General features: G+C 46.6%; 11 protein-coding genes and 1 other annotated feature. Of the genes, 5 read left to right on the plus strand and 6 right to left on the minus strand.

Going from position 1 to position 13802, the window contains the following annotated elements; genetic code table 11:
• Entirely contained in the window at window positions 1-1104 is a 1104-nt protein-coding gene (locus tag IQ294_RS06720) for a cysteine desulfurase family protein (protein ID WP_203333230.1), read from the minus strand.
• Between the two features lie 134 nt (window positions 1105-1238).
• The gene (gene ezrA, locus IQ294_RS06725) at window positions 1239-2942 is read right to left on the minus strand and encodes a septation ring formation regulator EzrA (protein ID WP_203333231.1); all 1704 of its coding nucleotides are present in this window, start codon (window positions 2940-2942) and stop codon (window positions 1239-1241) included.
• 153 nt (window positions 2943-3095) lie between these two features.
• Here ezrA and hisJ point away from each other — a divergent pair, with 153 nt between their 5' ends.
• Both hisJ and IQ294_RS06735 read left to right on the plus strand, forming a co-directional pair.
• Window positions 3096-3908 carry a histidinol-phosphatase HisJ gene (hisJ, locus tag IQ294_RS06730; RefSeq protein ID WP_203333232.1) on the plus strand — a complete coding sequence of 271 codons (813 nt, stop codon included), beginning with the start codon at window positions 3096-3098 and terminating at the stop codon, window positions 3906-3908.
• Between the two features lie 8 nt (window positions 3909-3916).
• The gene (locus IQ294_RS06735; protein WP_203333233.1) at window positions 3917-4396 is read left to right on the plus strand and encodes a GAF domain-containing protein; all 480 of its coding nucleotides are present in this window, start codon (window positions 3917-3919) and stop codon (window positions 4394-4396) included.
• A gap of 100 nt (window positions 4397-4496) precedes the next feature.
• On the opposite strand, the gene megL is transcribed toward IQ294_RS06735, so the two are convergent.
• Complete coding sequence (gene megL / locus IQ294_RS06740) at window positions 4497-5711, minus strand: methionine gamma-lyase (RefSeq protein WP_203333234.1); 1215 nt, start codon at window positions 5709-5711, stop codon at window positions 4497-4499.
• Window positions 5712-6076: 365 nt separating this feature from the next.
• Here megL and rpsD point away from each other — a divergent pair, with 365 nt between their 5' ends.
• Window positions 6077-6679 carry a 30S ribosomal protein S4 gene (gene rpsD / locus IQ294_RS06745; RefSeq protein ID WP_203333235.1) on the plus strand — a complete coding sequence of 201 codons (603 nt, stop codon included), beginning with the start codon at window positions 6077-6079 and terminating at the stop codon, window positions 6677-6679.
• A 177-nt stretch (window positions 6680-6856) separates the two neighbouring features.
• Here rpsD and IQ294_RS06750 read toward each other — a convergent pair whose 3' ends face one another.
• A complete protein-coding gene (locus IQ294_RS06750) occupies window positions 6857-7108 on the minus strand; it encodes a hemoblobin-interacting domain-containing protein (protein ID WP_432419949.1) in 252 nt (83 codons plus the stop codon).
• Window positions 7109-7556: 448 nt separating this feature from the next.
• Here IQ294_RS06750 and IQ294_RS06755 point away from each other — a divergent pair, with 448 nt between their 5' ends.
• A complete protein-coding gene (locus IQ294_RS06755) occupies window positions 7557-8357 on the plus strand; it encodes a cobalamin-binding protein (RefSeq protein WP_203333237.1) in 801 nt (266 codons plus the stop codon).
• A 92-nt stretch (window positions 8358-8449) separates the two neighbouring features.
• On the opposite strand, the gene IQ294_RS06760 is transcribed toward IQ294_RS06755, so the two are convergent.
• Both IQ294_RS06760 and tyrS read right to left on the minus strand, forming a co-directional pair.
• The gene (locus tag IQ294_RS06760) at window positions 8450-8983 is read right to left on the minus strand and encodes a general stress protein (protein WP_203333238.1); all 534 of its coding nucleotides are present in this window, start codon (window positions 8981-8983) and stop codon (window positions 8450-8452) included.
• Window positions 8984-9130: 147 nt separating this feature from the next.
• Window positions 9131-10399 (minus strand): tyrosine--tRNA ligase, encoded by a 1269-nt coding sequence (gene tyrS, locus IQ294_RS06765; protein ID WP_203333239.1) that lies wholly within the window; start codon window positions 10397-10399, stop codon window positions 9131-9133.
• A gap of 122 nt (window positions 10400-10521) precedes the next feature.
• Window positions 10522-10719 (minus strand) — a binding site (T-box leader).
• 106 nt (window positions 10720-10825) lie between these two features.
• On the opposite strand from tyrS, the gene IQ294_RS06770 reads away from it, so the two are divergent.
• Window positions 10826-13783, plus strand: coding sequence for a transglycosylase domain-containing protein (locus IQ294_RS06770; protein ID WP_203333240.1), 2958 nt, complete (start codon window positions 10826-10828; stop codon window positions 13781-13783).
• Window positions 13784-13802 lie beyond the last annotated feature (19 nt).

The following is a 13802-nucleotide window of genomic DNA, read 5'->3' on the forward strand; positions in this document are numbered from 1 at the left end:
TTAAACTCCTTTGATGATTGCATGAACCTTTTTAAATGCGTGTTGGAATGCCGCGATATCCTGTTCTGTAGTGTACGCGCCAAAACTGAGGCGGATTACACCCGACTGATAGGCGGCGGGTACCCCCATCGCTTTGATGACATGGCTCGTTTCTTTATTTTTTGATGAACAGGCACTTGAAGTGGAAACGATGATCGACTCTTCCTGAAGCGCCGAAACCAAAATCTCACCTTTGACACCTTTCATCGCTGCGGAAAGGATATGAGGAGCAGCAGATTCCGGACTGATGACTTTGATGTCTTCGAACTGACCGAAAAACTCCCGCAGCGTTTTATTCCACAGCCCCCATTCCGGATTGGGGCGTGCGAGCCTTAACGCTTTTGCGAATGCCGCTGCCTGCGGGACCGGAACTGTACCGCTCCGATAACCAGATTCCTGCCCCCCGCCGATGACGATCGCTTCAGGCTGCACATCATTAAACGCAAGTACGCCGCTGCCTTTGAGTCCGTGGATCTTGTGCGCGGAAATAGTTAATAGATCCGGCATATCCTCTGTCCTCATCCGGATTTTACCGATTCCCTGGACAGCATCTATATGAAGGAATGTACGTGTTCCCTGTAAAATCTCTTTGAACTCCGAAACAGGATGGACAGCTCCTGTTTCATTGTTCACCTGCATCAATGTCACCAGAATCGTATCGTTTCTTAAACTTGTTTTCAAGTGATCCAGATCGATGCTGCCTGATGGATCAACAGGCAGACGGGTGATTTCAAAACCCCGGGCTTCAAGTTGGTCCACTGACTTCAGGACAGAAGGATGTTCTGTGACAGCGGTGATGATATGGCGTCCGCGATGCGCATAAGCCTGGGCTGTCCCCAGGATCGCTAAATTATTGGCCTCAGTTCCGCCTGAAGTGAAAACGACATGCTGCATTTGCAGTTCTTTAGCAATTTGCCGGCGGGCCGATTCCAGCAGGTTCTCTGCAGTATTGCCGAGCTTATGAAGAGAGGCGGGATTTCCGTAATAATCTTCATTGGCTTTTATGAATGTATCCATGACTTCTTTTTTGGGCTTCGTCGTTGCGCTGTTATCCAAATAGATCATCTGATCACCTCCGAAAAGAAAACCACCAGCATGAGGGCTGGTGGTTTCAATTTTTAATGGTTAAGTTATTATAACTTAATCAGTCTGATGATTCTTTATAAAAGTTTTGGGCTTAACGGGCGCCGTCGCATTTCTTACACTTTCCAGGCACTTTCCTTCGAAAGCACTTCGATCCGTTTCATCGAACCCGGTTCGAAATTTTCTACTGCAGTTGCCGCTTCTTCCAGTGCTTTAGCGTAGCGGAGCTGTCGGAAAGACTCTTCCGCTTCCATCAGTTTTTGGTTCATCTGTGGATTTGTTTTTCTGTAACGGTTGCCGTATTGGATGATGCGTTCGATCAACTGGACATTTTCAATCATTTCAACTGCTTTTTCCTCAACTTCAGCTATAGACCGTTCAGCTTTGACCAGATAGTTTTCAACCAGTTTCATATTCAACGGAACTTCCTGAAGGCCCTGCATGGCAACAAAGAGGTTTTCTTCAGCTTCTTCCAGTCGAATATCCATTTCCTCCGGTATCCCCGGTGTATTGGCTTTATGGAGCATCCTGTCGGTTTCCTGCAGTTTCCGTTTCAGTACATCCAGTCTCGCACGTGCCTTATGTTCGTCTGTCCGCAGGCTCTTCAGGGATTCGGTGAAACTTGCCTGTGTTGAATCGATTTCTGCAAGCTGCGAGCGAATTTCACTCAATTCCTGCTGAAGGCTGGAATATGCGGCTTGATCTTCTTCCGTTCTTGACTGGAGCAAATCAAACCGTTTTTGAAGGTCTTCCAGCGTTTCTAAGCAGGTTTTTGGAATTTTCGCTTCCTGCTCCGGTATTTTATAGCTTTGCTGTACAACTGCACATTCATCAGACATTTCCCTGGTTTCAAGCGTCACTTCATCAAGCTTTGCAGCTGTTGCATTTTTATGCTGATCCACATAATGCTTGGACTCTACTTCTTTTTCAAGAAGCTCATAAAACGAATCCACTTTCTCTTTCATTTCTTCAACCGACTTTTGAGGTTCTTCGATGTTCAATTGGCTGATCTGCTCTTTATCAGCAGCCAGTTGCTCTTCCATCAAATCAAGCTGTTTTGAAATTTCGAGATGTTCCAGGTAATAGCCCTGTGACTCCATTTCCCGGATTCCGCTGCGCAGTTCATTGATATAGGAAGGAATCTTGGACTGGATATCCGCAAGCAGCGGCGGAATCACTTCGATCAAGCGGAATACCTGCTGCCCTTCGTCAGACAAGCCAATGACGATTTCGCGCGCTTTCAAATAATCGCCTTTGGCTGTCAGTTCATCATATTGTTCAAAAAGAGGCGTGAACTTCTCAAGCTTTTTCTCTAGTGGAACTGCAGCGGCACCGTAGGAATGTTGATGTGCAAGCAGGCTCTTGCGCCCCTGCCTGTATTGATCTCTCAAGATATCCATTTCACTGCGGTTTTTCTCGTCACTGCCGATCAATTCTTCGAGTTCAACCAGGATTTCATTCATCTGGCGATCGACCAGTTCGATTTTTTCCCCGGCCTCTTTCTCTGCACCGGTTGCTTTTCCGAAATTGAAACGGTCGACTGCGTCTTCAGCATCGAAAAGCAGGCCATCAATCTGCGGAATATGTACATCCATCACTTCGGTCCATATTGAACGCCAGCGTTCGAACATCTCTTCCGTCTGTCCGTTCATGTTCAATTGTTTCACTTTCGTCAATTCTTCCAAGATCGGTTTGTTTTGTATTTGCAGTTTTAACTGTTCCAAGCGTTCAATTTCCGTGTGATGCTTCTTTCGAAACATAAAGCCAACGATAATCACCGCTAATAGAATAATGACCGCAATGATGATATACTCCACCATAAGTCATATAGCCCCCTGTTCAAAATCACTTTTCCAGCTCTATGTAATTTAAATTCTAGATTCTCCTATTTTAACATGTAATGACCTGTAATGTTCGCCAATTTCGAATAAAAGAGAGAAAAATTTTCATTTCGTACGAAAGGAAGACGTTTGATGAAAAGAGATGCGCACATCCATTCCCCTTATTGCCCCCACGGGACGCAGGACACACTGAATGCCTATGTCGAAAAGGCTTTGGAGACAGGATTTACAGATATCAGTTTTACAGAACATGCCCCTCTCCCTCCATCATTTGAAGATACCACACCCGAGAAAGACAGCGGTATGGATGTGGACGCTTTATCGGCTTACCTGGTTGCAGTAAACGAAGTAAAAGACCGGTATAAAAATGATATACGCATCCGGGCCGGACTTGAAGTCGATTTCATTGAAGGCTACGAAGAGGAAACACGCAGATTCCTCGATCTTTTCGGGCCGATGCTTGATGACGCCCTCCTTTCCGTTCATTTCCTGAAACTGGATGACGGCTATCATTGCATCGACTTCAGTACTGATGTATTTATGGAAGCCGCCCGCATCGCAGGTTCTGTCCCTGAACTCTACAACCGTTATTACAACACGGTTGAAGCATCGGTTTCAGCAGATCTTGGAGCATTTAAACCAAAACGCATCGGCCACCCGACGCTGATCCATAAATTCCAGCTTGATCACGGCGAAGCCATCGATGACCAGCCGCAAATCGAGAAACTGTTCCGCTCGATCGCCGCCGGCGGCTATGAAATCGATCTGAACAGCGCGGGCCTGTCCAAACCGGGGTGCCGCGAACCCTATCCGCCGGAGGCATATCTGCCATACGCCAAATCCCTTGGCATCCCGCTCGTGTTCGGATCCGATGCCCATAGTGTCGCAGGCTTGCATAAGCATCATGAAAAATTCTATAATAACCCTACTATACTGATGAAATGAGGGTTCCCATGTTTACTCAAACCGACTACAGCGGAACGCGCGCTGAACAATATTCGATGCTCGGCAAACAGCTTGATGCACTTCTGACAGGCGAAACAAACACAATCGCTAACTTAAGCAACGCAGCTGCGTTGCTCAATCAATTCCTGGAGCGCATCAACTGGGCCGGGTTCTATCTGATGGAAGGCGGCGAGCTTGTGCTCGGTCCCTTCCAGGGATTGCCTGCATGCGTCCGCATCCAGGTAGGCCGCGGCGTCTGCGGAACTGCAGTGGCTGAAAAGAAAACCATGCTCGTTGAGGATGTTCATGCATTTCCTGGCCACATCGCCTGTGATGCGGCTTCCCGCTCTGAAATTGTCGTGCCATTGATCAAAAACGGCGAAGTGATCGGCGTACTTGATATCGACAGCCCTGAACTCAGCCGTTTCACTGAAGAAGATCAGCAAGGTCTAGAAGCGTTCACTGAAATTCTGATGAGCCATTTATAAAAATAAAGCCGGAAACTCCGCAAAGGAGTTCCGGCTTTTATCTTGTCCATTTTATATCAATGCGGCCTCAATCATCCATTTATCAGCTTTCCCCATCACTTCAGATTTCCTGAAGTTTCGCTTCCGTTCTTACTGTTTCAAATGCCGCTGCCAAATCCGCGGTGATATCGTCGGCTGATTCCAGCCCGACCGACAGGCGCAGCAGGGAATCTGTAATTCCCATGGCATTTCTGGAAGCTTCCGGAACCACTGCATGCGTCATGGAAGCAGGATGCTGGATCAATGTCTCGGCATCACCGAGGCTTACCGCGATTTTAATCAGGGACAGCGCATTCATGAAGCTTTGTGCTTCCCTCTTGCCGCCTTCAAGTTCAAAGGAAATCAATCCGCCGCCTTTGGCCATCTGTTTCAGCGCCAGCTCGTATTGCGGATGGCTGGAGTCGGTCGGATAGAAAATCTTTTTGACCGCCGGCTGCTGCTGAAGGAATGAGAGAACCTTTCCAGCATTTTCAATATGGCGGTCCATGCGTACATGAAGTGTCTTCAGCCCTCTAAGCAGAAGCCACGCATCGAAAGGTGACATGATGCCCCCAACATCTTTTTGGACAGTCATCCGGATGTGCTGCATTTCTTCTCCGTCTTTCCCCACTAAAATTCCACCGATGACATCGCCGTGGCCGTTCAAATATTTTGTCGCGCTGTGCAGGACAAAATCGGCGCCCATCTTCAATGGATTCTGCAGATAAGGTGAGCAGAACGTATTGTCGACAACTACACGGATGCCATGTTTCCGGGCTACTTTTATGACCGCTTCCAGATTCACCAGTTCCATAGTCGGATTGATCGGCGTCTCGACATAAATGCATACCGTTTCAGGTTTGATTGCGGCTTCGATTTCCTCTTCCGTCGTCATGGAAACCAGATTGTGGGTAATGCCATATTTTTCTTCCATTATTTCCAGCAGCCCGAATGTGCATCCATAAATACCGCGTGAACAAAGGACATGGTCATTCGCTTTTGTCAGGTAAATGAGGATTGCACTTACCGAAGCCATCCCGGAACCGAATGCCAGCGCCCCTTCGCCGTATTCGATTTCCGCCATGCGCTCTTCCAATACACGGACTGTCGGATTGCCCAGCCGCGAATAGATATTCCCTTCCGAGTTGCCGGCAAAGCGGTTCTCTCCTTCTTCCGCTGTGGCAAACGAGAAAGTTGAAGTCTGATAAAGCGGAGTCGCCAGGCTGTCATGATGTTTCGAGCTGTCATACCCTTTATGGATCACCGCTGTTTCCATACTCATTTTTGATTTGTCCATTTCTTACACCCCTTAATCATAAATAGAAAGCGCTTACATTATTCAATTCCATTCTACCCTGTAGCCAATAAAAAGAAAAGCGGCTTTGCCCAATTCAATTTTTTCTTTCGATTGACTTTATATGAAGAAATCGGTTATACTATGCTTTGTGTAAAATAATCGCAGCAGTTGTGTGTGCCTGCTTGCCCATTTTATTCCTTATACGACAATCCAGGTTTCAACTGAAGCCTGCGTCTGGTCTATAGAGGTGTATCGCGTAACTCTTGGCTGCTGAGCGAAGGTACAATATTATAAAATGGCTTGCTGCATGAATGCATCTGGTTTTTATTTTACTCTAAAAACCAAAAACAGAGGAGGAGACTTATATGTCTCGTTATACAGGTCCAGCATGGAAACTGTCCCGCCGTTTGGGTATTTCCCTTTCAGGCACAGGTAAAGAATTAGAAAAACGCCCTTACGCACCAGGTCAACACGGTGCTAACCAACGCAGAAAAGTTTCTGAGTATGGTTTACAGTTACAAGAAAAGCAAAAATTGCGCTTCATGTTCGGTGTAACTGAACGCCAATTTAAAACTCTTTTCAACAAAGCAGGCAAAATGCCTGGTAAACACGGTGAAAACTTCATGATCCTTCTTGAAGCTCGCCTTGATAACGTTGTTTACCGTTTAGGTCTTGCGCGCACTCGCCGCCAGGCTCGCCAATTGGTAAACCACGGCCACATCCTTGTTGATGGCAAACGTCTTGACATCCCATCATACAGCGTTAAGCCAGGACAAACGATCGCTTTCCGTGAAAGATCAAACAACCTTGACATCGTCAACGAAGCAATTGAAGTGAGCAACTTTGTTCCTGAATATGTTTCTATCGACGCTGACAAAAAAGAAGGTACATTCGTACGCTACCCAGAACGCAGCGAATTGTCTGCTGAAATCAACGAACAGTTGATCGTTGAGTACTACTCACGTTAATCTTTTTGATTTCAAACCCCGAACCGGACTTCCGGTTTGGGGTTTTTCTGTTTTGTACTTTTCGAAGACCATCACATAGAATCATTCATTTGCGTGCCATTCTTTGATGCCGGTTGGAAAGACAACAAGAAAAACCCCGCCGATTGGCGAGGTTCTTCATTTTTTATCCGAAACACCTTATTCAGCTGGAGTTGAATCCGACAGATCAAACGATATTACTGCATCTTCATAACCTTCAGCTACAAATGTCCAATTGTAAGTAAAAGGCCCATATCGTCCATCACCGATATACAGGATATTTCCTTCAGTTATTGTGAAGAGTTCGAAAAGATCGTCTACCGAAGTTCCGTCCTCTGTCAAAAGAATTGCCTCAAGGCTATCTCTCCATGCTGGATCATCGGCAAAAGTAAACTCCGGAGTTCCTCCCACTACTTGGTTTAATGAAGTCAGTTCTGGTGCCTCTAACAATGCTGGTATTTCTGGTTCGCCATTCTTGTCTTAGACCATCTCTATTTCCCGGTTTTATAACAAGCCTACACCGCACAAGCGACTTTCACCGCATACGGCGTGCCATCTCCAGCGTTTTCTTTTCCTGTTTCCCTGAAAAATATCATACCTGCAGATATCTGAAAAGTACATACTTTTTTGGCGTTCTCAAAAATTTTCTCTCATTTTTTTCTGAAAGTTTTTGTGAAGATGTCAGCGCTGTCTTCCTGATCTAGCCCCCGATAAAATCTCTTAAATAACCAATATCAATTACGCTGATTCTCAATTTTTAAAGCTTGAACACCATTTCCGTTTACTATTTTTTCTGTTGCACATAAAGCGGGAATGACTCCTCCCTCTATGATAAACTGATAAAAACGGAGGTGCAGCAATGAGACTCATATCTATTTGTCCGAGCAATACCGAACTCCTGGCATTTTTGGGGGCGGATAAAATGCTGGTCGGAATCGATGATTTTTCCGATTGGCCGGCAAGCATCTCCCACTTGCCGAAACTTGGTCCGGACCTTGATATCCGTATGGATGAACTTGAAAAATTGGAACCTGACCTGGTGCTCGCTTCATTAAGTGTGCCCGGCATGGAAAAGAATGTCGAAGAATTGAGAAAGAGAAGTATCCCGCATATCATCCTTGATCCTCAAAGTCTGGATGACATCGGGCAGGACCTGCTGACTGTCGGAAAAGCAGCTGGAGTCGATGCGCTTTCGGCCTATTCGCAATATAAGGAAGCAATAAGCGAAATCCAAAGGCGTTCTGCCGGCATTGGAAAACGTCCCTCCCTCTACTGGGAATGGTGGCCCAAGCCCATTTTTACACCCGGCAAAGTCAACTGGCTGTCGGAAATCAGTGAAATAACAGGCGCCCGTAATATTTTCGATGACACGGACTCTGCTAATATCCAAACCGATTGGGACGATATCATTCAGCGGGATCCCGATTTCATCCTGCTCGCCTGGGTTGGCATAATGACCGATAAAGTAAAGCCTGAACTGCTCCGCAAACGCCCAGGATTCGAAGGCATGAAAGCAGCCGGCAATGTCCATGTCATGGAAGAAGAACTTTATTGCCGCCCTTCCCCCCGTCTCGTTGAAGGTGCCATCAAACTTGGCAAGCTCCTTCATCCTGAGCAATTCGAGTCGATGGAAGTCCCTTCATTTTTGAAGCGAAGATGACGCTTTTTTCATTTTCCTTCTATATATGATACAAAGAAAAAGCAGCGCCTCCGGAAGGAAGCGCTGCTTTTCGTTGAACTGCCTGCTTTATTTTAAATATCCTTCGAACCTCTGATGCCGCCTGTTCCGCGCTGGCCCCCGATCAGTGGATCGTTGCCTGCAAAGTTATCACGGTCATTATGATCCGGGATATTCAAGTTATCCTCTTCGACTAGAACAAGAATTTCACCTTCATTGAACCGATTTTCGTAATCCTTTGCCTCATCTTCCGGAATACCAAGACCGATCAAGGCTCCAGCCAATCCGCCCACACCGGCGCCTGCCGCTGCACCCGTCAAACCGGCTACAATCGGTCCGGCTGCCACAATCGGCCCAATTCCCGGAATGGCCAGAGCACCAATTCCCGCCAGCACACCGCCTAAGCCGCCAAGTGCCCCACCAGCAAGTGCGCCGGTTGCAGCACCTTCACCTGCATGTGTACCTGTTTCTTCTGTTACATGTTTTGTTTCGGCTTCATCTTTACTCAGAACCGAGATATCCTCTGCCCGGTATCCTTCCCTTTTCAAATCTTCAATAGCTTTGATCGCTTTTTCTTCTGAATTGTAAGAACCTACTATTCTTGACATTATTACGCCTCCTTAGATTTGTAAGTCAATAGAAAAGCTGACATTGTTCAAATTTCCCCATTGAACCCTGCATTAAACATGATTGACTCTGAAATCCAGGGACGGTCGCCGGAAAAATAGCGCTGAATTAAAGCCGGTCCTTGTTGATCAGCCTTTGAACTGAACCATATGATATTTCTTTTTGCCGCGGCGGATGATTGAAAATGCATCTTCCAAACGGTCTTTTTCATCAATGATGTATTCCAGATCCGTCACTTTTTCACCGTTAACAGATATTGCGCCATTTGTGATATCTTCTCTTGCCTGGCGTTTTGATGGTGAAATGCCTGCTTCAACAATCAGATCGACGATGGATTTTGATTCGCGTTCCATTTCAATAGAAGGAACATCTTTGAATGCCGCTTTCATTTCGCTTGCGGACAAAGCTTTAAGGTCACCGCTGAACAATGCTTTAGTAATGCGCTTTGCGTCTTCCAGAGCGGATTCGCCGTGCACCAGGCGCGTCATTTCTTCGGCCAGTGCAGTTTGCGCTTTACGCAGATGTGCTTCCGTATTTACCGATTCTTCCAGTGCTTCAATATCTTCACGGCTAATGAACGTGAAAATTTTCAGGTATTTAATGACATCCGCATCTGATGTATTGATCCAGAACTGGTAAAACTCATATGGTGAGGTTTTTGCAGCGTCCAGCCAAACGGAACCACCGGCAGATTTACCGAATTTCGTACCATCCGCTTTTGTGACAAGCGGGATCGTGATGCCGAAAGCTTTGGTTTCTTCCTCATGCGTTTTGCGGATCACTTCCAGACCGGAAGTAATATTTCCCCATTGATCCGAGCCGCCGATCTGTACGCGGCAATTGAAGTTATTGTATAGATGATTGAAGTCGATTGCCTGGATAAGCGTATACGAAAACTCTGTAAACGAGATGCCGGTTTCGAGGCGAGATGCCACTGAATCTTTGGCCAGCATGTAATTGACAGAGATCAATTTACCGTAATCACGCAGGAATTCGATGATGCTCATCGCACCGATCCAATCCCGGTTATTGACCATTTTCGCTCCGTTTTCCGTATGGAAATCAAAGATCCGCTCCATTTGGACTTTGATGCCTTCTACGTTCCGGTCTATTTGTTCCGTGGTCTGCAATTGGCGCTCTTCATTGCGTCCCGACGGATCCCCAATCATGCCGGTTGCCCCGCCCACGAGCAGGATCGGCTGGTGGCCATGCATCTGGAAGCGGCGTAATGTCAGCAAAGGAACGATATGGCCGATATGCATGCTGTCTGCTGTTGGATCAACCCCGCAATACAGGGAAATCTTTTCGCTCTGCAATAATTCCGCAAGACCCTCTTCATCCGTTTGCTGGTACAGTAAACCTCTCCATTTTAAATCTTCTAATAATTCATTCGACATTATTGTTCCTCCTCGTATACAATTATCTTACTGCTGTGATGAACGGGGTATTCCGCAGAAAGTTTAAACCGATGATTCGCGCATGCCTCCTAAAAATAAAAAAGTCCCTGCATGTTTGAACATGCAGGGACGCATTTGCGCGGTACCACCCAGCTTGAAGGAATCGTTTCCAATCCTTCCACTTTCACACGTGCCGAACGGGGCACTTCCGTAAACTCCAAACCTGTAATTCGGTTTCTGCGTTTTTACCGGTTCGCAGCTACCACCGGCTCTCTTGAAAAAAATCGCAGGACCTACTTCGGATCCTTCACAGTTTTAATATTGAAATATAATTGTAAGTGTACTCGAAAATTATAGTTTGTCAATAATTTAGTCGGGATTTTAAGAATATGCTATAATATAAAAAGATTTTAGGGGGTAGATATCGTGCGCGAACGTGTTAGACAATGGCAACAGAAAACCGATGAAACATACAATAAATGGAAATCTTCAAAATGGTCAAAAGGCTTGAATATCACCACAGGAGTTTTCTGGAATCTTGCTGTACTTTTAGCAATCATTCTGGTCGTAGGGGGTGTTTTTGCCGCTTCTGTAGGAGCCGGCTATTTCGCCTCTCTAGTAGATGAAGAAAAATTGCGCACCGAAAGTGAAATGCGCAATGAAATCTATGCATATGATGAAACCTCTGAGATATTCTTTGCCGACAACCAATACCTTGGGAAGTTGAGAACTGACCTGGACCGTGAAGAAACGACGCTGGAAAATGTTTCTGAACATGCAATAAATGCAGTATTGGCTACAGAAGATGAATATTTCAATGAACATGAAGGAATTGTGCCTAAAGCGATTTTCCGCGGCCTCTTCCAGGATGTATCGAATTCCGACAGCCAAACAGGCGGTTCCACTTTAACTCAGCAGCTCATCAAAAACCAGATTTTGACGAACGAAGTTTCCTATGAACGAAAAGCGAAGGAAATTCTTTTGGCAATGCGCCTGGAGAAATTCATGACCAAAGAAGAAATTCTTGAAGCTTACCTGAATATCATTCCATATGGAAGAAACTCAGCCGGTACGAATATCGCCGGAATTGAAACTGCTGCATCAGGCATTTTCAATGTGTCAGCAAGTGAACTGAACCTGCCTCAGGCGGCATTCATCGCCGGCATACCAAAAGCGCCTTTCCGTTATACTCCATTTTCTTCAGGCGGCGGCGTGAAGGCCCCTGAGTATTTGGAATTTGGCATCGACCGGATGAAAACCGTACTTTTCCGGATGCTTGAAACCGAGTATATTACGGAACAGGAATACAATGAAGCATTGGCTTATGACATAACCAAAGACTTCCGGACTGATACAGTTCTTTCTTATGAAGAATACCCGTATATCACGACGGAAATCGAAAAACGGGCCACCCGCATCATCATGGATGTCCTTGCCGAAGAAAACGGCATCGATCCGGTCACCCTGGATGAAAACGATCAATTATTCGAAGAATATGAGATTTTGGCTGACCGTGCAGTCCGCTCACGGGGATACCGCATCCATTCAAGTATCAATAAAGAACTCTACAATGCCCAGCAGGCAGCTAAAGATGCTTATCAGGCATATGGTCCCACATTAACCAAAACAATCGTCAACTCCGAAGGCGAGGAAGAAGAAGTTCCGATGCCAGTCCAGGTCGGATCAACGACAATCGAAAATGATACCGGCCGGATTCTAAGCTTTGTCGGCGGCCGCGACCACAATATTTCAAATTTCAATTATTCAACCCAGGCTCTGCGCTCTATCGGCTCTACAGCGAAACCGCTGCTGGTATATGCCCCAGCTATTGAATATGGAAAAATCGGCGCCGGCAGCCCGGTCGTCGATGTGAAATTTGAAATCATCGATAATAACGGAAAAACATGGGGACCAAGCAACTTCATCTCTTCCAGTGAGCAAGGCATCATGTCTGCCAGGGCAGCGTTGGCTGAATCTCAGAACTTACCGGCAGTCCGGCTGTTCGCACAGATTCAAAACCAGATGCCGATCAATTATTTGATGAACAACGGATTTTCCACTGTAGTCGAATCAGAGAACTTCGCGCCTTCTGCAGCACTCGGCGGTGGAATTGAAGCTACACCTGAAGAATTGGCAAGAGCATACGCAACATTTGCCAATTACGGAACATTTACCGGTTCTTCAATGATTGACCGGATTGAAGATGCACAGGGGAACACCATCTTCGAATACGAAGTTAAAAAAGAAGAAGTCTACACTCCTCAAACTTCCTATATCATTACGGATATGATGCGGGATGTCTTTGATGGCCCTGGCGGCACTGCCAACCGCGCTAACAATCTATTGAAATTCAATGCTGATTTTGCGGGCAAGACCGGGACATCGCAGGAAACAAAAGATGTCTGGCTTGTAGGATATAATCCGAACGTCACAATGAGTGTATGGCTAGGGTATGATAAGGAGTCCAATTCACTTGATATCATGAGAAACAGCAATCTCCAGCCTTCTACCCGTGTCAATCAGGTATGGGCGGCCATCATGAATGCTTCTTATGACATCAATCCTGAATTCTTCGGGACCCAGGAGACATTCCAACAGCCTGAAGGAGTTGTCAACCGTTCATTCTGCGGTATCTCCGGACTAGCGCCAAGCGGCGGATGCGCCGGCGACGGACTTGTCAGATCCGATTTGTTCAATGCGAATGTCATGGTGCCGAGCCAGGCGGATGACAGCCTGACAACCGGAAGATATACAACGATCAACGGAAGCCGCTATGCAGCCCTTCCTTCTACACCTGAAGAATTTATTTCGGGTGGCGGCGTAGGAGTTTCTGCAGACTTCATCGACCGGATGCTCGCACCTTTCGGCGGAGATCCAAGCAAATTGTTCCCGCAGAATTCACGATTCTCGAACGTCGTTTCATCCACCAGCTTTAATGCGGATGAAGTTGCACCTGCTGCTGTCTCTGCCGCCCTTGACGGAACAGCACTGAGTTGGGGCAATTCGCCGTCAAATGATGTCGTAGGCTACCGCGTCTATAGAAATACAGGCGGCTCCACTTCCCGCTTGGCTTCCATTCCTGAAACGTCCGGCAACTCATACAGAGTACCAGGACCGGGTACCTATCATGTCGTAGCTGTCGATATCACTGGCAGGGAATCAGCCAATTCCAACGCCGTCACGGTTGATGCGCCGGAAAGGGAAAGTGAACCGGAAGAAAACAATACACCGGCACCTCCTGCTTCACCTCCTCCTGCCACTGAGCCGGAAGAACCCGAGGAGCCTGAGGAACCGACAGAACCTGAAGAACCTGAAGAACCTAACGAGCCGGTTGAGCCGGCAGATCCTCCTGAAACACCTGATGAACCTGACGACGCCGAATAAAATAAAAAAGATCCGGACC

Source organism: Planococcus beigongshangi (genome assembly GCF_016820495.1).
GTDB classification, from domain to species: domain Bacteria; phylum Bacillota; class Bacilli; order Bacillales_A; family Planococcaceae; genus Planococcus; species Planococcus beigongshangi.